14 protein-coding genes are annotated in these 18,708 nt (G+C 60.2%); 7 read left to right on the forward strand and 7 right to left on the reverse strand.

The window, feature by feature from the left end; all coding sequences use genetic code 11:
* Nucleotides 1-189: 189 nt before the first annotated feature.
* From Mal15_RS25130 to Mal15_RS25145, 4 genes are all read right to left on the reverse strand, one after another.
* Nucleotides 190-585 carry an HU family DNA-binding protein gene (locus Mal15_RS25130; RefSeq protein WP_233903015.1) on the reverse strand — a complete coding sequence of 132 codons (396 nt, stop codon included), beginning with the start codon at nt 583-585 and terminating at the stop codon, nt 190-192.
* A gap of 293 nt (nt 586-878) precedes the next feature.
* Nucleotides 879-5,699, reverse strand: coding sequence for an Ig-like domain-containing protein (locus Mal15_RS25135; RefSeq protein WP_167547034.1), 4,821 nt, complete (start codon nt 5,697-5,699; stop codon nt 879-881).
* 493 nt (nt 5,700-6,192) lie between these two features.
* Nucleotides 6,193-6,438 carry a membrane protein insertion efficiency factor YidD gene (gene yidD / locus Mal15_RS25140; protein ID WP_147870269.1) on the reverse strand — a complete coding sequence of 82 codons (246 nt, stop codon included), beginning with the start codon at nt 6,436-6,438 and terminating at the stop codon, nt 6,193-6,195.
* A gap of 38 nt (nt 6,439-6,476) precedes the next feature.
* Nucleotides 6,477-6,809: a HesB/IscA family protein gene (locus Mal15_RS25145; protein WP_147870270.1), complete on the reverse strand. Its 333-nt coding sequence runs from the start codon at nt 6,807-6,809 to the stop codon at nt 6,477-6,479.
* Nucleotides 6,810-7,121: 312 nt separating this feature from the next.
* Here Mal15_RS25145 and Mal15_RS25150 point away from each other — a divergent pair, with 312 nt between their 5' ends.
* The 3 genes from Mal15_RS25150 to Mal15_RS25160 are packed head-to-tail and all read left to right on the forward strand — an operon-like array spanning nt 7,122 to nt 10,378.
* Nucleotides 7,122-8,150 (forward strand): rhomboid family intramembrane serine protease, encoded by a 1,029-nt coding sequence (locus Mal15_RS25150; protein WP_147870271.1) that lies wholly within the window; start codon nt 7,122-7,124, stop codon nt 8,148-8,150.
* Nucleotides 8,151-8,156: 6 nt separating this feature from the next.
* On the forward strand, nt 8,157-9,593 hold the full coding sequence (locus Mal15_RS25155) for an MATE family efflux transporter (RefSeq protein ID WP_147870272.1): 1,437 nt from the start codon (nt 8,157-8,159) through the stop codon (nt 9,591-9,593).
* Nucleotides 9,593-10,378, forward strand: a complete 786-nt coding sequence (locus tag Mal15_RS25160; protein ID WP_147870273.1) for a 2-phosphosulfolactate phosphatase — start codon at nt 9,593-9,595, stop codon at nt 10,376-10,378. The genes Mal15_RS25155 and Mal15_RS25160 overlap by 1 nt, the downstream gene beginning before the upstream one ends.
* A 142-nt stretch (nt 10,379-10,520) precedes the next feature.
* Here Mal15_RS25160 and Mal15_RS25165 read toward each other — a convergent pair whose 3' ends face one another.
* Together Mal15_RS25165 and Mal15_RS25170 are read right to left on the reverse strand one after the other, a co-directional pair.
* The gene (locus tag Mal15_RS25165) at nt 10,521-11,312 is read right to left on the reverse strand and encodes an MBL fold metallo-hydrolase (RefSeq protein ID WP_147870274.1); all 792 of its coding nucleotides are present in this window, start codon (nt 11,310-11,312) and stop codon (nt 10,521-10,523) included.
* A 34-nt stretch (nt 11,313-11,346) separates the two neighbouring features.
* Entirely contained in the window at nt 11,347-12,279 is a 933-nt protein-coding gene (locus Mal15_RS25170; protein ID WP_147870275.1) for an NAD-dependent epimerase/dehydratase family protein, read from the reverse strand.
* A gap of 95 nt (nt 12,280-12,374) precedes the next feature.
* Between Mal15_RS25170 and Mal15_RS25175 the strand changes: the two genes are divergently transcribed.
* Nucleotides 12,375-13,574, forward strand: a complete 1,200-nt coding sequence (locus Mal15_RS25175) for a S1C family serine protease (RefSeq protein ID WP_233903016.1) — start codon at nt 12,375-12,377, stop codon at nt 13,572-13,574.
* A gap of 122 nt (nt 13,575-13,696) precedes the next feature.
* Nucleotides 13,697-14,782 (forward strand): S1C family serine protease, encoded by a 1,086-nt coding sequence (locus Mal15_RS25180; protein WP_233903017.1) that lies wholly within the window; start codon nt 13,697-13,699, stop codon nt 14,780-14,782.
* Nucleotides 14,783-14,875: 93 nt separating this feature from the next.
* Here Mal15_RS25180 and Mal15_RS25185 read toward each other — a convergent pair whose 3' ends face one another.
* On the reverse strand, nt 14,876-16,144 hold the full coding sequence (locus tag Mal15_RS25185) for a GTPase (protein ID WP_167547036.1): 1,269 nt from the start codon (nt 16,142-16,144) through the stop codon (nt 14,876-14,878).
* Between the two features lie 93 nt (nt 16,145-16,237).
* Here Mal15_RS25185 and Mal15_RS25190 point away from each other — a divergent pair, with 93 nt between their 5' ends.
* Both Mal15_RS25190 and Mal15_RS25195 read left to right on the forward strand, forming a co-directional pair.
* The gene (locus tag Mal15_RS25190) at nt 16,238-17,260 is read left to right on the forward strand and encodes a putative zinc-binding metallopeptidase (RefSeq protein WP_147870277.1); all 1,023 of its coding nucleotides are present in this window, start codon (nt 16,238-16,240) and stop codon (nt 17,258-17,260) included.
* The gene (locus Mal15_RS25195) at nt 17,257-18,285 is read left to right on the forward strand and encodes a D-alanine--D-alanine ligase family protein (RefSeq protein WP_147870278.1); all 1,029 of its coding nucleotides are present in this window, start codon (nt 17,257-17,259) and stop codon (nt 18,283-18,285) included. Before Mal15_RS25190 ends, Mal15_RS25195 begins: the two co-directional genes overlap by 4 nt.
* Nucleotides 18,286-18,708: the final 423 nt, after the last annotated feature.

Raw genomic sequence — 18,708 nt, forward strand, 5'->3', positions numbered from 1 at the left:
CTCGCCGCGCTCGACCCTCACTGTCAGAGAGGGTTTCGTCTTGAACTTGGTGCTTTTGTCCCACGCTCTGGCGAGCGTGGTTACGACGCGCCATCGGCAACTCGCCCCGCCCATAAAAAAACGGCACGCAACAGGGGACTGTCGCGTGCCGCATTGATGATATCTGAATGCAGGCTGTTGGGGCCGAACTCAGATCATTTCCTTGAGGCCCTTGAGCGGACGGATGACGACCTTCTTGCTGGCCGGTTTCGGCTTCAGCCAGATTTCGCTTCCGTCGGAGGGGTTGCGACCCTTGCGTTTGGGTTTGGCTTCAACATCCTTGCGTTGGATCTTGCACAGACCGGGGATGGTGAATTGACCCGAGCCGGTGCGACCCATTTCGCGAGCGATCTCGTCGGTCAGAGCGTCGAAGACAGCTGCGACGTCTTTTTTAGACAATTCGGTCGACTCAGCGATATTGGCGATGATCTGAGTCTTGGTAGGTGCCTTTGGCGGAGCTTTAGCCATTTGCGAGAGCCTTTTCTGATTACTTATGCAGGAAGGGTTGAAGAGGGAATCAGCATCCCATGCGTTTGAGACGGCCAAGTGTTATGTTGCCTGAAAGGTTGGTGCAACCCGGCATCTTTCAAAAAACCCTGCAATTTGCGGGGTTTCCGGCGATTCTTGGCCGAACGAACCGTAGCTTGCGTGAAAAATCCGGCACGCTGAAATCGCCGGAAAATGCATAGATACCCGTGTTTTCGGGGGTTTTACGGATGTTTCCCCCCGTCCAGACGCGATTTCGCCGTTAAAAAGCGGCCGCCGAGGGCTTTCGAAAAACCCTCAAAACGGCGCCCAAATTTCCCGGCGGGAATCTCAAAAAAACCGCAAATTACGGTCTAAAGGCGAAAGAATCGGTCGACTCCGCTGACGCTCAGACCGGATTCGAGCGTGTCGGACGATGCCTCGTCCGACTCGTCTTCGACGCCCGAATCGTCGGTTTGCCCGCTCGGATCGACCGCGGCGACGGCGTCGATCACGTCGGACGACAGCAGCGGCGCGGCCACCTGGTTCTGTGACGTCGCCTGGGCGACCGATTCGCCTTCGCCAGAGCCGGCGGTGGTCAATCCGCCGCTGGTCGACTCACTTTGCACGATCTGACTACTGACGCCGTCGGCTGCAGACGTGCCGGCCGCAGCGCCGACCTGCTCGCCTTCGCCGGTGCCGGCGGCCAGTTGTGCCGATGCGGCGCTATTATTCGCCGCCGGCGTGCGGTTGTAGGTGATGACATCGCTGTCGACGTTAACGCGGTACAGGAACAGGTCACCGATCTGCCCCCGCGGCTGCACGACGTTCCGGTTGTTGGTCAGGATCGCTGCGTTCAGGGTGTCGGGGCCATTGCTGCTGTTCGTCGTGCTCTCATCTTCGCCGGAAATCAGCAATTCGGTTCCCAGGTCATTGAGCGAGTAGTTGGCGTTAGAAATGGATTCCGATGCCAGCTCGGTCGGTTCGGCCAACAGCGCCGATCCGCCGGGTTGGACCACGACCAGTGACGATTGCTGCGGCGAAGATCCCAGCCAATCTTGGATCGAGATGAATTCCGGCTTGATCCGCCCCAACTGTGCCTCGATCACCGCATCCCCGTCATCGGCGGCGCTGTTGATCGCATACTGTTGGGCTTGATCGCCACCGCTGAAGAACGGAATGGCGGGGATCTCCACCATGTAATCACCGGGCAGCAGATTCGCGAACTCTAGATTGTTCCCGTTCAAGATCGGTGATTCGCTGATGGCGTTGCCCAGTGCGTCGGTGCCCGTCAAACGCACCGCCGACAAGAGCCTTCGCCCTTGGCTGCCGCTAAACTTGACCGAGATGGTTCGCTGGGTCAGGTCCATCACTTCGATGGTCAACGTGCCGACGCTGTTGCCCGAGCCGTCGGACACGGTGTAGTTCAACGTGTCGGTCCCGGTGAAGGTGCTGCTGGGCGGCGTGTAGGTCAGTTCGGTGCCGGCCGAGTTGACCGAAACGGTGCCGTTTTGCGAGGTCGTTTGTTGTGCCGTGGTCAGAGTGAACTGCAGTGATTCGCCGGTTCCGTCGACGTTGTCGGGCAGGTCTTCCAGGCGAAGCACGACCGAGGCACCCGAGCCGGAGTTGACTTGGAGTGTGTCGTTAAGAACCGGTGGTGGGTCTTCGACATCGGTGACGGTAAACGTGACCGTTCCGGTCGAAACACCGCCACCGCTGTCACGGATGGTGTAGGTCACCGTTTCGGTGCCGAAGAAATTGGGGGCCGGGGCATAGAAGAACGTCGTCCCGTCGCTGCTGAAGCGCACCGAACCGCCTTGGCTGGGCGTGCCGACGCCGTCGATCACAAAGGGTTCGTCATCGTCGTCCCGGTCGTCATTGACCAACACGTCGTAGGATGTTTCGGCGCTGTCTTCGGCGACCGTAAACGCGTCCGGTTTGGCCGTCGGCGGCGGGTTGGACGAAATCACCGTGACGGTGACGGTGACGGTATCGGTCGCGGCGCCGTCACTGACGACATAGGTGAACGAGTCGGTCCCGGTGAATCCCGATGCCGGCGTGTAGTTGACCGCCAGGCCATCGGAGGAAACTTGAACGGTTGCCCCGGCGGTGTTGCTGCTGGCCGAGGTGACGGTCAACGTGCCGTTGTTGTCGGGATCCAGGGAGTCATTGGCCAACACGTCCAGCCGATTGGCGGAGGTCCCTTCGACGACTTCGAAGGTATCGTCCAGACCGGTCGGCGGATCGTTGACCGGGGTGACGGTGACGGTCACGGTCGCGACGTCCTGGGCGCCGCTGCCGTCGCCGGCGCGATAGGTAAACGTGGATGTGCCGTTGAAGTTCAATGCCGGTGTGAACGAGATCACTCCCGAGTTCACGCTGACCGTGCCGCCGCTGGCCGGCTGGGTGATCGAGACGATTGACAGCGGGTTGCTGCCGGTCGTGGTGTCATTGGCCAGCACGTCGATCGTGGTCGCTCCGGAGTCCTCGGCAACGGTGATCGCGTCATCGGCCACCGTGAACTCCAAGCCGACCGTCAGGTTGGCGCTGCCGAAGAACACCGAATCGGCAGAAATTTGGTTGTCTTCGCCGAACAGCAGGACTTCGCTGCTGGATTCATCCGCTTCTTCGCTGCGGATATTGACGCTGCCTGCGGCGATGGCTTCCATTCGCACGCGGGCGATCACCGATTCGTCATCGTTGGAAGCGACCGTCAACGAGGACGCGGCACCGAGTTCATCGATCAATCCGGTGGCCAACGTCCCTTTGGGAGAGAGCGTGAAACTGCCGACGTATTCGATCGTGGTTCCGCCTTTGACTCGCACGATGCTGGAATCGAACAAGATATCGGTGTAGATCGCGTACACGCCGTCACGGTCGAAGCTGTTGCGGGCATCGACGCCGACCAATTCCAAGATGAATTCGTCGCCGACGTTGACGTTGCTGATGGTGTTTCCGTCGGTGTCTTTCAGAACCAGCTTGACTTCGGCCTTGGGAGCCTCGGCGACCGTGACGGTGAAGTTTTCGCTGCGAGTGTTGCCGGCCAAGTCGGTGACGGCGACGGTGAACACATTGTCGCCGACATTGGCGGCGCCGGGCGTCCACTGGATCGCCCCGGATCCCGCGTTGATGGTTGCGCCGTTGGGGGACTGCGTCAACGCATAGGTGATCGCGCCCTCTTCGCTATTGATCAAATCGGTCTGGTACAGACGATCGACGTTGCCGCGTGTGTTGGCGCTGCTGATCACCGATGTCGGGCGCGTGGTGTCGTAGGTCACGCTCAGGGGCGAGGTTTGTTCGCTGGTTTCGCCGCTGAACACCTGACGTGCGGCCACGTTGTAGGTTCCGTCGCCGAGTGCGGCGATGTTGTTGGTCGTGACCGTCACGCTGGTTCCACTGGCGACCGCTTCGCCCAAGACCGCCGAGGTCTGGACGTTGATCAATTGGACGGTCGCACCGCTGGTCACACCATTGACGGTAAAGGCCAGCGTGCCGGCGTTGGTGATGTTGTCGCTGTCGCTGGAACCGGTGTCGCTGCTGGCTCGCAGGTCGATCGATGTCGGAGCCGCGAGGACCTGTTCGCCTTCGAAGTTGAACGTCAACAGTTGGTTGTCACTGTCGCTGGAACTGTTGCCGGTCACCCCCGGTCCGGGGCGGACGGTGACTTGGACATTGACTTGGCCGGTGAAACCGGACGCCGGCGTGACGGTCAATAAACCGTTGTTGTCGATCGAGGCGGTCGCGCCCGTTCCGCTGCTGGTGACGACAGCCGAGTAGCTGACCGCGTCGCCTTCGATGTCGGTGCTGGACATCTGCAGCGTGGCCGGTGTGCCGGGGGTGAACTGGTCGGGCACCGTGACCGCATTCAAGAACGGTTGGCTGTTTTGGGTGTCGTTGTTGACGTCGACTTGGAACGTCTCGCTGTGCGTGTTGCCGTCGCCGTCGGTCACGGTCACCGTCACATTGGTCGAACCGACGCCGCTGCCGGTCGGCTTTAACATCAGCATCGAGTTCTCGGTGTCGGTGAACACTTCGATGGTGTTGATCGCAATGTCGGTTGTCGGACGATCGGCTCCGTTGACCGCGTGTTCGCTGATCGCGTCGAGAACGTCAAAGCCTTCGACCAGCTGGCCAAAGACGCTGTGGTTGAAGTCCAGGAAACGTGTCGGGACTTCGGTGATGAAGAATTGTGAATTGTTGGTGTCGTCGCTGGATTTGGCGAACGACATCACGCCGGTCCGGTTGTGTTGCAGTTCGGGATGAAAATCATCGTCGAAATTGCCCAGGGTCGAACCGCTGGTGCCGGTGCCCGTCGGGTCGCCGGCCTGGATCACAAAATCGTCGATCACTCGGTGAAAGATGATGTCGTCGTAAAAGTCGGCGTTGGCCAATTCGATCACGCGTCCCGAGGCGGTCGGGGCGCGGTCATCGAACATCTGGACCACCATGTCGCCATAGGTGGCCATGTCGATCCGGATCGAGCGGGCTGTTTTCCCCGAACCGGTTCCGCCGACCACCGATGCTTCCAGTAGGCTCGAATCGGCGACCGAGACGGTCACCGTCAGCGGACCGCCGTCGGGATCATAGGCGTCGATCGGGATGTGCAGCGGGGAGCCGATCAAGGCCGTTTGATCGCCGACCGGTTCGAACGTCGGATTCTCTCCCTGCGGGATTGCGACGCCGGAGCGGTCACTGATTTGCTGGAGCGTCAACACACCAGTCTCGCGAGACCCGTCGGGGAACACCCACGTCGGATAGGCGGTGATGTTGTTGTCGATGCCGATTTGGCCGATCGAACGGTCCGGATTGGTCACTTCGATGAACGGCAGGTTGTCTTTGCCGTCTTGAAACAGTGCTTTCTGTTCCGAACAGGCCGGACACCAATGTGCGCCGAAGAACGTCACTTGGCCTTGCCCGGAAATCGGGTTGCCGTTTGCATCCCTGCCGACCGCGGCCAGATCCTTGGCGAATTGGACCAGGTCCGGTGCCGATTCTCCCTCGGCTTCACTGACCGTGGTCAGCGTCGATGTGCTGGTCGATGCCGTTGCGACTTCGACACGCGCGTCGACCGGACCCATCGAATCGGTTGAAACGATCGAAACGTCACCGGCGAGCAGTTGGCGTGTCTCCAGGCTTTCCAGTTTGACCTGACCGCCGCGGGTGACCCGCGCGGTGCTGCCAGCTGACTTTTTCACTTTCGGGCTCAACTGAGCCAGCAAACGACTCAGGCGACTTCGACGGGCTCGTTTTTCGCGACCTTGAAACATCTATTGGACCAGCTTCGGTGAAGGGCAAATGGGCGACGACGGGGGAAACGCTTTGCAGACACCCAGGACAATCACGGATCGTGAGATTTCAACACCTCAGAACCGTCTCTTGGGCCATTCGGCACGGAGGGCGGGGTGGACTGAGAAAATCCGGCACAACCGCTACCGTTTCACACCCCGGACTTGGACGTGCAAAAGTCCGGGTTTGTTCCGGAAAAAACACCGGAAGGGTGGTCGGTTGCTGCCCCCGAGAGGGCTGCGCGCGATTCCTCCGGGAGGGCTGCTTGTGTTGCCCCCGAGAGGGCTGCGCGTGTTGCGCCGACGTGAATCCCCAGATCCGCCTCGGGACGTACCATCCTAAAGGGCGGATTGTGTCCTCCAAGCGCACGCAAGATCAGCTAAAAAACTGGAATTCTTTTTTTCAGCGGCCGTCGGGTCGCGCCTGGTTTCTCTGCGGCGGCGGATTTCTCTGCGGCGGCGGATCGTGGCCGCCGGGGTGCCAGGGATGACACTTTAGAATTCGCACCCCGGTCCAGAACAGACCGGCCAAGGGGCCACGGTTGCGGATCGCTTCGACCGCGTACTGGCTGCACGTCGGTGTGAAACGGCAGCGCGGGGGGAACAAGGGGCTGATTCGAGTCTGGTAAACCCGAATCAGCCAAATCATCAATTTCGCGAGGACTCCCAGCGGATCGCTCGATTCGTCTAGGCTTGGAAGGAGCTTCCGCAGCCGCAGGTTTTCACGGCGTTCGGGTTTTCGAACGTAAAGCCTTGTTTTTCCAGGCTTTCGTACCAATCGACGGTGGTTCCGTCCAAGTACAGGGCACTTTTCTTGTCGACGACCACTTCAACGCCGTGGCACTCGTACTTCGAGTCGGCTTTTTCGTCGTAGCTGTCGTCGAAGTTGAGCGTGTAGTTGAATCCACTGCACCCGCCGCCGGCGACACCGATCCGCAGGACCATCTCTTCGCCGAAGTTGTGTTCGGTACGGAATCTTTGGACCTCTTGGGCCGCTCTCTCACTCAATTTGACTGCCATCGGGGCGTCACCTGGTATTTGGAGGACGAATCAATCTGCAACATCCAACGCGACCGCGATCGGGCCGAGCGTTGTCATTCTATTTAGTCAGATCACCGGTCGGAATGTAAGACGAACGGCCGAAAGGGGCCGATCCGCCGGTGACTATTTTGTGGACCGCATGGCGGCAAAACTGACTAACCGTCATAGTATCGGGTAGACCGCCCCTGTCGGCAAGTCTCTGCGGCAAGTCTCTGCGCCCCATCGCAGTCCGCCCCGGTCCGCAATACACCCGATCTGCGGCCGTTTTTTCCACCTATCTGTGACAATTGCATGCGCCGAATCGGCACTTTGACGGATCCTGACCTCGCCAGACGCTTTGCGGACTTTTTGTTCACGCTTTCGATCGAATGCAACGTCGACATCGAAGACGCCCCCCAATCGGATGGCGCTGTGGCGGCAACAACGTGCAATTTGTGGATTCGTGACGAATCGCACGTTCCTCGGGCCAAACAGGAACTGGAGGCGTTTTTGCAGTCGCCGACGGATGAAAAGTACCGTGTCGGTGAGGAGGCGGATCGAATTCGCAAGCAGCGACAGTCGGATGAAAAACGCAAAAAACGATTGCAGCAAAAGGTCAATCCGAAGTCGCCCGCGACCGGCAGCGGGGGGCTGATGGGCGTGCCGATCCGGCAGCAGACGATTCCGGTGGTGATCGCGATGGTGATCCTGTCGGTGATCGCCAGTTTTTCGACCGGGTTCGGCCAACCCAAGCCGTCGCAAGTTCCCGGCGAACTTTCGACCGAGGAAACCATCTTTTATGGACTGTCCTTCGTCGATTGGCGCGATTACGTGATCAGCAAAGACCCGTTGGCGTCGATCAAGAAGGGCCAGGTGTGGCGGTTGGTCACGCCGCTGTTTTTGCACGGGGACACGTATCATTTGGCGTTCAATATGCTCGGGATTTTCTTTTTGGGTTCGGCGATCGAGCGACTGCAAGGGTCTTGGTTCATGGCGTTTTTGCTGTTGGCCAGTGGGATCTTTGGCGGTCTGGTGCAGATTTGGCTGCCGCCGGAAGAAGCGTTGCCGGAGCTATTCAGGGGATTGGCCGGTTCGCCGTTTTCGATCGGGGCATCGGGGGCCGTCTATGGACTGTTCGGTTACCTTTGGATTCGGCCCGCACTCTCGCCGTCGTATCCGGTCCGCATGATGCCCTCGAACGTCGCGATCATGCTGGGCTGGTTGGTGTTTTGCATCTTCTTCGTCGAACGCATCGCCAACGGGGCACACCTGGGCGGTTTGATCGCCGGGGTGGTGATCGCGGTGGTCGTCTCGCGGATGCCTTCCGATCGGTTTGCGTGACGTCTGATGTCGGAAATTTCTGGCGGGCGTCACGATTTGGCGCAACCCGCGGATCTCGCTCCGCGTCCGGGGGCCGCGGACGATCTACCGGTCCCGACGAATTTGGCCCAGGCGGCCATTGAAGTGCTCCGCGTGGCGGTGCCGTTGATGATCAGCGCCGGCATGATGTCGGTCGTGTTGTTCGCCGATCGCACGCTGTTGATGTTCTATGACGGTGCTTCGATGAGCGCATCGATGGCCGGCGGCAATCTGTTTTGGGTCGTGGTTTGTGTGCCGATCGGGGCCGCCGCGATGACCGGTGCGGTGATCGGTCAGCTGATCGGTAACGGCGAACCCGAAAAGGTCGGGCGTCTACTCTGGCAATCGATCTGGTTGTCGCTGATGACGGTTCCGTTTTTCGTCGCCGCATTTCTGGGCGCCGAATCACTGTTTCGCCTGACGGGGCAACCGGAGGAGTTGATCGCGGCCGAGGCGACCTACATGCGATGGTTGATGCTGGGCGGGTTGGGGCTGGTGATCGAGTCGGCGCTGAGCGGTTTTTTCAGTGGCACCGAACGCACGTCGGTGATCATGTGGGTGTCTGTCGCCAGCGGGCTGCTGAACGTGGTCCTGGACGTCGTGCTGATCTTTGGCTGGGGCGGTCTGCCGGCCTTGGGTATCGCCGGGGCCGCCATCGGCAGCGTGATCGCGTTTTGGTTCAAAGTCGTTTGTTACAGCTGGTTGTTGAGCCGTCCGGGGCTGGAGAGTCGCTATCGGATGCGCGGCGGGTTCGGTCTGGATTTGCCGATGCTGCGCAATTTCTTGTACTACAGTCTGCCCAGCGGATTGATGTATCTGACCGAGGCCGGCGCGTTCACGATCATCATCTTAAGGATCGGACAACTGGGCGACGTGCCGCTGCGCGCGACGACGATGGCGATCAATTTCAACATGGTCGCGTTCATCCCCTTGGTCGGGATCGCGATCGCCGCGTCGGTGCTGGTGGGCAGGCACCTGCTGCAAAACGGCCCGGCCTTTGCCGTGCGAACGTCGCTGGCGTCGTTGTTGATCGCGCTGTTCTATTCCGGGGTTTGGGCGATCGCCTACCTTGTCGCGGGGGACTGGATGCTGTCGCTGTATGGTTTAGGCACACCGGACGAGGATTCTCGTCAGGCGATCTTGCTGGCCGGCGGATTGTTGGGATTTGTCGCGTCGTACGTGTTGGTCGACGCGGTGCAATTGATTTTAAGCGCGGCACTCAAGGGTGCCGGAGACACATGGTTTGTGCTCGCCGCCGGCGCGGCGACCAGCGCGCTTTCGATCGCCGCTGGGATCGCGTTTGATCCGGGCCGTTCCTCGCTGACGTGGTGGTGGTGGGTGATCACGATTTGGATCTGGGCGTTGGCGATTGCGATGACCACACGATTCTTGGGAGGCCGCTGGAAATCCATGCGGATGGTTTAATGAGTCGATCAATTTCCGTCGCACTGACGCCGTCGGGGCTGGCGCCGGAGTGTGAATTGCATCAGGCGTGTTCGATCATCATCGACGTCTTGCGCGCGACCAGCGTGATGACGACGGCGGGTCTGGCCGGGGCGAAGCGAATGATCACGTGCGAAAATATCCACGCGGCCTTTGAAATCGCCGACCAGTCAGATAGCGAACGCGCCGATCAACCGCCAAGTCGCCCGTTGCTGTGCGGCGAACGCCACTGCAAGCCGATCGATGGATTCGATCTCGGCAATTCGCCGGCCGAATACACGCCCGATCGCGTTGTCGGCCGCGACATCGTGCTGACGACGACCAACGGGACGCGGGCGATCCAGGCCGCGATGCGGTCGCGTCGGCTATTGGCCGCATCGTTTTTGAATCTCGCTGCGACCGTGGCCGCCGTTGAGTCTGAACCGCACCTGCAAATCGTCTGCGCCGGGACCAACGGCCAGATCAGCTATGAAGACGTCCTGTTAGCCGGTGCGATCATCGACCGATTGAATGAATCTGGAAGCGGGCCGGGCGAACCGACCGATCACCTGGATGATTCAGCCCGCATCGCGTGGAGCGCCTGGCGGCAATCCCTAACGCCGGCGCGAGCGCTTGAGGAATCGCTCGCGCTGTCGCTGGGCGGACGCAACCTGATCGAAGCCGGGTACACGTCGGACATCGGCCGTTGTGCCCAAATCGACACGATCGACGGCATCGCCGAACGCGTCGATCCGGGCAAGGCGGTGTTTCGGTTCGTGAAGCGTTGATGTGGCGACGCTCGCCAGAGTGTGGTCGCCGGACCGACGTCCCGCGGACCACCTTCTGGCGAAGGTAGCTACGACGGAGCCGGGCCACCATTGCCACGCTCCAGTCGCACCCTGACAACCCGGAAGCCTATAACGCGGCCGCTCAGCCTAACCCATCGGGCAGTTTTCCGGCGGCGACTTCTTCGTCCCATTGGTCCATCAAGGGCCAGGACTCGGCCAGCGTTCCGAAGTCGGCCATTTTCAGATAGCCGCTGACGCGATCGATGGTTTTGTTCATGAAGTCCTTGTCGTTGGCAAAGATCGGCCCGTGGCTCGGTGCCAGCCATTTGACGTCGCTGTCGCGGATCCGCCGTAGCGATGCGAGGAAGGCTTTGATGTCGCTGCCGTGGTGCGCGTCGATCGCGCCGATGCAGCCGTCGCGGTAGATGTTGTCACCGCTCAGCAGCACGTCGCCGATGCGGAAGGCGAGTTGGCTGTTGGTGTGGCCGGGGGTGTGCCAGACTTCGACGTCCAGGTTGCCGATTTTGATCACATCGCCGTCGGTCACCTGGTGTTCCACCTCGACCTTGGGCATGTCCAGCTTCAGATTTTGGGCTTCGATTTCGGCCAACGTCCACAGCGTGTCGCCTTCGGCAAGCGGCCGCACGGCATTGGGATGTGCCGTCACGGTGGTTTTCAGCAGCGACTTGAGTTTCGCCAGCCCTTGGATGTGATCGACGTCGGCATGGGTCGCGATCAGCATTTTGCATCGCGACAGGGGAAAATCGAGCTTGCGAATGATTTCGACAAAATCATCGACGGTTTCTTCATAGCCGATGTCGACGAGCGCCCATTCGTCTTCGTCGTAGATCAAATAAACATTGCAGCCGAGGACTTCGCGGGCTTGGAAGTTCAGTTCAAGAATGCCGGGAAAGATAGGAGTTCGCTGGATCATGCGTTCGATGTGGTGATCAGAAGTCGGTGACAGGTCATTCTACGGGGGGCCGTAAGACATCCGCCAGCCCGCAGCGGTAGTCTGGGAAGTCCAACGCCGGTAACAGCTCGCGGCGTAGTTTTCGATTCCATACGCGTTTGTTGCTGTCGCTCCGCATCCGATCCGAGGCGTGGGGCGGGGGGGCGACAAAACGCGGTGCCGGGGCGCCGCAGCGGCGGGCGATTTCACGATAGAAATCAGCCCGCATGACCGGTGCATCGTCGCTGACGGCGTACAACCGCGATTGCATGGAAACGACAGGGCCCCCGGACGCGGTTGCCATCTTTTCCCAGGCCGCCAACACCGCCCGTGCGGCGTCCTGGACATGGATTAAATTCAAAAAACCGGATTCGGGCGATGCGATCGGGCGACCGGCAATGACATCGGCGGCGCGCGGGACGCGTCCGGGCCCGTAGATTCCGGCCAGCCGCAGCACGGCCCAGGGTGCCGCCGGGCGCAGCGCGTGCAACAGGGATTCGGCCTGCAGGTGCACGCGGCCACCCAGTCGCGTCGGGTGCGTCGGCGAGGTTTCGTCGACCCAGCGACCGTCAGTTTGGTGATACACGCCTGTCGTGCTGATGTAACACAGCCTCGCGTCGGTCGGCAAAACCCGCAGAAGACTTCGCAGCCCGCCGACTTGCGACTGGTAGCGGTCCAGCGGGCTGTTTCGGTCGTAGCTGACCGCGACCAGCACCCGCGGCGCGGCGGACAATTGCCGCCAAGGGAGATTTGGAAAGGTTGCCTGATCGGTCCAATCGAAACGGATCGGATGAAATCCGTTTCCGGCAAGCTCCGCGAAGCGGTTTTGATGACGCGTCGTCGCGTAGACTTTCGCGCTCGTACCGGCCGCCGCTGACGCCGACAGCTTGGCGACGATTTGGCCCAAGTAGCCCGCGCCGACCACTAAAACATCCGTATTGTCGTTCATTCCGGCTTTTTCCGTGACTTTTTCAAAATTCTGGGGTTGAGGCTACAATGGGACGCGAGTCTTTCAAGTGCGGCCGATGAATCAAGGAGTTTGTTTTGAACCAGGGCCAGCAAACCAATTTCATGGCAAGGGCGGTGTTTCCGTCGGGCTGTCGGCGTTGCGCCCATGCTCTGGTTTATCAGTTGAGCTGTTTGGTGGTGGCGATTGCGATCACGCCGGTATTGGCCCTCGCCGATGACGCCCAGACGGGCGAGCGTGACTCAGCGACGATTCGCGAAAATGCGTTTGTACAGAATGCGTTTGTCGAGGGGGCTGGTGCCGACGATCCGAAGCGCCGTGCGGAGTCCGATGCGGCCGGAACACGCGTCAGTTTGCCGATCGATCTGGAACCGATTCACCGTCGCGGCGGGGTTCCCCAGTCGCTGGAGATCCTGCGGCTGATGGAAAAACAACAGCGACGCGTCGCCGAACGGGCCAGTAAGTGTACCGTCAGCGTCAAAATCGGTCCCGCCCAGGGGTGCGGCGTGATCGTCTCGGACACCGGATTTATCATCACGGCCGCTCATGTCGCCATGCGGCCCAAGTTGAAAGCGATCGTGACGCTGTCCGATGGACGTCAGGTCGCGGCGACCACTTTAGGAATGAATCGGGAAGTGGATGCGGGGTTGATTCGCATCGATCCGGGCCAAAACGGCGGCAAGCCCTGGCCGCATGCCAGCTTGGGGACCAGTGATAGTTTGGTTCCCGGGATGTGGTGCATCGCGATGGGGCATCCCGGCGGTTACGATCCGTCACGCGGGGCGGTGATTCGCGTCGGCAGGATGCTGGAAGTGCGTCCGGAAGTGATCCGCACCGATTGTGCCCTGATCGGGGGTGACAGCGGCGGACCGTTGTTTAACTTCGCAGGCGAATTGATCGCCGTGCACAGCCGGATCGGAAACGACGTGGCCGACAACTTGCACGTGCCGATCGACCACTACGATTATTCGTGGGACCGGATGGCGCTCGGTGAGGCCTGGGGGTTTCTGCCGAACTTCAAACCCACCTTGGGGGTTTCAGGAAACCGGTCCACCAAGGTCGCTGAAATCATCGCCGTCAAACCAGGCATGGCGGCCGAAGCCGGTGGGATGTTGGCCGGCGACGTCGTGATCAAATTCGGCACCAAGCCGATCACCGATTTCCAGTCGCTGGTCGATGCGGTGGCCGACACCATGCCCGGCGAACGAGTCTCTGTTTTGGTCGAACGGGGGAACACCACGGTCCGGTTGGTCATCGAAATCGGTAGGTCGGGGTGAAACTCGGAACGAGGAACGCCAAGGTTGACGCCGAACCTGTTTCGCGTTGGCCCGGCCCTGAAGGTTGGCTCGGCCCCCAAAATCACATACGCTAGTTCTTGTTTCCTTTATTGATTGTCGCCATGAAACAAAACCCGATCGACAGGTTCTCGAAACACTGCCCGCCAGCTTTCGTTTTGATGGCGCTGGTGTCGATGGTCCTCTCGATAGGCGGGGTGGCACCGGCGGTGTTTGCCCAGTCGACTCCTCACTGGATGGGCCAGGGACGTTACCAGACGTCGATCGCCTCGCGTGACAGCGGTGCGATGATGCGTCTGGTCCGGCCGCTGTCAGAGATGGTGGAACACTCGGTCGTGCAAGTTTATTCCGGTGGTCAGGTCGTCGCGCTCGGGACGGTGGTCTCCGAGGACGGCTACATCCTGACCAAACGGAGCGAGCTGAGCGGCGGCGAACCGGTTTCGGTTCGTTTGCCCAACGGCCAGAAAGTCGATGCCCGCGTGGCCGCTCGACGAAAGTCCAACGATCTGGCGCTGCTGAAACTTCACGGCGGGGACGAAGCGAATTGGAACATCCAACCGGCGACGTTCAGCACCGTCGATCCGCCCACGGGAAGTTTCCTGGTCTCACCCGGCCGCGACGGATTCACGATCGGGATCGGTGTCTTGGGCGTCCCGGCACGGTACATCGCCCATCAAGGTCGCCTGGGCGTCAATTTTTATGACGCCCCGTCGGGTCCGGCGATGGTTCGCCGTGTCCACCCCGAAAGCGGTGCCGACAACGCCGGGCTGCAAGACGGTGACCGGATTCTAAAAATCAACGGTCTTCAGCTGCTCGGCTCGCAATCGGCCATCAACACGCTGGGCAAGATGTATCCCGGCGATGTCGTCCGACTGACGATCAAACGCGGCGACAACACGCTGGAGCTAGATGCTCTGATGTGTGACCAGGCGTTGTTGATGGAATCGGAGAATGACGCCAAGGTGAACGGGCCGCGGAACGTCCGGTTGAGCGGTTTTGACAGCGTCATCCAGCACGACACGGTGTTGGCGCCCAATCAGTGCGGCGGTCCGCTGTTGGACAGCCAGGGACGCGTCATCGGAATCAATATCGCCCGCGCCGGACGCGTCGTCAGCTATGCGTTGCCGTCATCGTTGGTCACCGCGGAAATGATCGGCATGCTCGAAGAAGCGCGTCGCCCCAGCGAGTGATCGCGTCGTCAATGTGCGTCGGATGGCATGACACGTAGCTACGTTCGTCAGAAGGTGGATCCCCGACATTCTCCACGCTCGCATCGAGCGTAGCTACGACAAGGCGAGTCCTTGCTGTTCGCCGCGAGTGAGGCAGGCGAGCATCGCGTCGGGCCGCTGTCCCAAGCGGGCGATTTCAGCCACCCAATCCCACTGGCGTTGATTGATCGGGACCGGCGATCCGGACGGTGGCATCTCGGCCACAAGCATCGTGATCATCGTTTCAAGCAGCTCGCGAACACCTTGGCCGGTCGTCGCGACCGTCGCCAGAGCATCCTTTGACGAATCGATCGATTCGGCCGGCGACAGGTCGGACTTGTTGATCACCTGCAAGCTGGGCACGGAGGGACCGACGCGGCGAATCGCATCGATCACGGTGGGATCCCATTGCAATCCCGGCTCGCTGACTTGGACGACCAGATCGGCGTTTGCGATCGCCAGCATGGCTCGGTCGATCCCCTGCCGTTCGATCGTGTCGTCACTGGCGTGCAGCCCCGCGGTGTCTCGCAATCGTAGCGGCCAGCCGTCGAACACGGTGTCGGCATCCAAGACATCGCGGGTGGTTCCGGCAAAGTCCATCGTGATGCTGCGATCGTAACCCACCATCGCGTTGATCAGACTGCTCTTTCCGACGTTGGGGGGCCCGGCCAGCACGACGTCAAAGGGTTTTGCAAGGCGGATTCCGAGACGTCCCGCAGACGCGATTGCTCCGGCTTGACGGGCAATGTCCGCGGCATCACTGCTGCGATCGGCAAGCGTCTCGATGGATTGTCGCCGCCATTGTCGCAGCCCGCCGCGGAGTTGATCCAGAGCGATGGCGGCGGTATTGACCGTCGTGCATCGTGACAGCACGTCACAGGCTTCGTCGGCCAATCGGCGGTCGACGTCGTCAACGAGCGATTGCAACGCGGAGGCGGGAATGGCGGAGAAACGTCGGGGGGCGACTTGGCGAACACTGATGGACGCGAGGTCGTCGATGATTCGCCGGATCGCCGCGGGACCGCCGTGGCAATGCAACTCGAAACATTGTTCGGCCGTCGGCACGACCACGATCGATTCGCCGGCGGTGTGGGCTTGATCCGCCGACGTCGGCTGCGCCCAAACTCCAAATCGGACTTGACCGACATCCATCGCACGTGCTGTGTTCGTGCGAAAGAAGGTGGCGACACCGTCGGCGGCGCGCGGGCCCCAGATTTCGATCACTGCGATCGCCGATCGTCCGGCCCCGGTCAACAGCGCGCAACGTGTCGTTTGTTTTGACTGCGGTTGGTCGTTAGACTCGTCGCTTGATATCGGTAACGTATTGTTTTGGGGTAAGGACATCTTGTAACGTCGGTTGCACGGATGCAGGCAGTCCATCGCGGCTCGCCAGGATCATCGATCGGACTTCCATTTCACGACTCAACCGCAACAACCATGGCACGGAGAACCCAAGATCTGTCGTCGCTGTCGGACGAAGAATTGTTGGACATGCGGATCTGTGATCTACAGCTTTCCATTGTCGGGACGCCATTGGAAGCCCGGATCGATCAATTGAACGGTGAATTGGCCGAGCGGGGACTGAACTTTCGTCCGCACTTCTGGCTCAGCGATGATTGGTTTTCTCCCGACGGAATCCCCGGCATCGCGATCCCTTTCTACCTGGCACACCCCCGGCTGATCCGATTGGAACGCAAACAGTTGTTGGAGGTCGAAGGGGGAAACAAGACCTGGTGCATGAAAATCTTGCGGCACGAAGCCGGTCACGCGATCGACACGGCGTTTCAGATCCGTCGCAAAGCCCGCTATCGAGAGTTGTTCGGCAAACCGTCGGAACCCTACCCGGAGTTTTACAGCCCCAAGCCGCAGTCCCGCGAATACGTGCTGCACCTGGACATGTGGTATGCTCAAGCCCATCCATTGGAGGATTTTGCGGAGACCTTTGCCGTTTGGTTGCCGCCCAAGTCACGCTGGAGGACGCGTTACCGGAATTGGCCGGCGCTGAAAAAATTGTGCTATATCGATGAATTGATGAGCGGATTGGAAGGCAAACCGGCGATGGTGCAATCCAAGCAGCGGATCGATCCCTTGTCGCAAATTCGCCGCACGCTGCGGACGCATTACCAGCGGAAACGCGAATACTACGGAATGAATTATCCGAACGTCTTCGACAAAGATCTTTGCAAGCTCTTTTCCTGCGACCGGAGCCATCGGCGTAACCCCACCGCCGCAGCCCTGCTGTCGCGTTGGCGTGGGGAGATTCGGAGGGTCGTTGCGGATTGGACCGGAGCCTACACGTACATGGTCGATCAAGTGCTGCAGGAAATGATCGAACGGTGTCGAGAGTTAGAGTTAAGGCTGGGCTCCGCCCCGGAGATTTGCAAACGTGACGCAATGATCCTGGTGGCCCTGCGGACAAGCAATTATCTCAATTCGGGTCATCGACGGGTAATGATGTGAGCAAGCTGCGTGTATTGGTGCTGGTCCGCACCGGGCATGTTCCCCCCCTGACCCTGGAAGGTATCTCGGAAAAAGAACTCGACGCGTGGAAAGCGGAATTCGACGTCTGTGACACGCTGCGGCTGATGGGGCACGAAGTGCTTCCCCTGGGCGTTTACGACGACTTGGCCCCGATCCGCAATGCATTGAGCGAATTCAAGCCGCACATCACGTTCATGCTGTTGGAAGAGTTTCACGGCGTCGTGACGTACGACTTTGCCGTCATCAGCTATCTGGAATTGATGCAGCAGCCCTACACCGGTTGCAACCCGCGGGGATTGTTGTTGAGCAAGGACAAGGCGCTCAGCAAGAAAATCCTGACCTACCACCGTATCCAGACGCCACGCTTCACCGTGTTCCCCTACGGACGCACGATCCACCGGCCCAAGAAGCTGGAGTTTCCGCTGTTCGTCAAATCGGTCTCCGAAGACGCCTCGTTCGGGATCTCTCAAGCCTCGATCGTGCAGAACGACGAACAGTTGTCCGAACGCGTCGCCTTCGTCCACGAGCACACCCGCGACGACGCCATGGTCGAACAGTACATCGAAGGCCGTGAGATCTACGTCGGCGTGATCGGCAACCAACGCCTGCAAACCTTTCCCCCCTGGGAAATGGACTTCGGCAAAATGCCCTCCGACACCGCCCGGATCGCGACCAGCCAAGTCAAATGGAATCGCAAGTACCAGGAAAAACACGGCATCACGACGCACGAAGCGACCGACTTGGATGGCGAAATGGGCGAAAAGATCCAAAAGATCTGCAAACGCGTCTACCGTGCTCTCAATATGAGCGGCTATGCCCGAATGGACTTGCGGCTGAGCGATTCGGGGGAGATCCACGTGTTGGAAGCCAACGCGAATCCCAACCTGGAGTACGGCGAGGATTTTGCCGAGTCGGCTGAACGGGCCGGCATCGAATACTCGATGCTGATGCAGCGGATCCTGAATCTTGGCCTCCGCTACAAAGCCGCCTGGATGCTGGGCTAGGGGCGGGCCGCGGTCGCCTTCCCTGCCTCGCCGCCTCGTTCCAAGGCTCCGCCTGGGAACGCACTGCAGGCGTGGCTCCTGCCGCGAACACGCCGCGTTTAACCAGAGGCAGCGGCGTTTAACCAGAGGCGGTGGCTCGGGCAGTGCATCACCTTGCAATCCGTGCGAGTTTTCGGCAGAGGAATTCTGACGGTTTCAATGCCGCCGAATTCCCATGAGATAAGCCGTCTACCCACGGCGTTTCATCATTCAGTGTGCGAATTATTTTGCCCTCCTCTTCAGTTCCCCGCCGACGTGGCAGCTGGCGAGGTAGGAAGATTTTGGAGGTAGGAAAATTGGCGAGACGTCATGGAGGGGGCAATTCACCATTTTCTTACCCCGAAATGTTCTTACCCTATTTTCGCAGCTCGTTTAGGAACTAAA

The sequence above is a fragment of the Stieleria maiorica genome (assembly GCF_008035925.1).
Taxonomy (GTDB): Bacteria; Planctomycetota; Planctomycetia; order Pirellulales; family Pirellulaceae; genus Stieleria; species Stieleria maiorica.

Excerpts from the sequence above, each read along its gene's own strand:
- yidD (WP_147870269.1), bottom strand. The coding sequence starts at position 6,438 with ATGATTTGGCTGATTCGGGTTTACCAGACTCGAATCAGCCCCTTGTTC.
- Mal15_RS25145 (WP_147870270.1), bottom strand. The coding sequence starts at position 6,809 with ATGGCAGTCAAATTGAGTGAGAGAGCGGCCCAAGAGGTCCAAAGATTC.
- Mal15_RS25150 (WP_147870271.1), top strand. The coding sequence starts at position 7,122 with ATGCGCCGAATCGGCACTTTGACGGATCCTGACCTCGCCAGACGCTTT.
- Mal15_RS25155 (WP_147870272.1), top strand. The coding sequence starts at position 8,157 with ATGTCGGAAATTTCTGGCGGGCGTCACGATTTGGCGCAACCCGCGGAT.
- Mal15_RS25160 (WP_147870273.1), top strand. The coding sequence starts at position 9,593 with ATGAGTCGATCAATTTCCGTCGCACTGACGCCGTCGGGGCTGGCGCCG.
- Mal15_RS25165 (WP_147870274.1), bottom strand. The coding sequence starts at position 11,312 with ATGATCCAGCGAACTCCTATCTTTCCCGGCATTCTTGAACTGAACTTC.
- Mal15_RS25170 (WP_147870275.1), bottom strand. The coding sequence starts at position 12,279 with ATGAACGACAATACGGATGTTTTAGTGGTCGGCGCGGGCTACTTGGGC.
- Mal15_RS25180 (WP_233903017.1), top strand. The coding sequence starts at position 13,697 with ATGAAACAAAACCCGATCGACAGGTTCTCGAAACACTGCCCGCCAGCT.
- Mal15_RS25185 (WP_167547036.1), bottom strand. The coding sequence starts at position 16,144 with ATGTCCTTACCCCAAAACAATACGTTACCGATATCAAGCGACGAGTCT.
- Mal15_RS25190 (WP_147870277.1), top strand. The coding sequence starts at position 16,238 with ATGGCACGGAGAACCCAAGATCTGTCGTCGCTGTCGGACGAAGAATTG.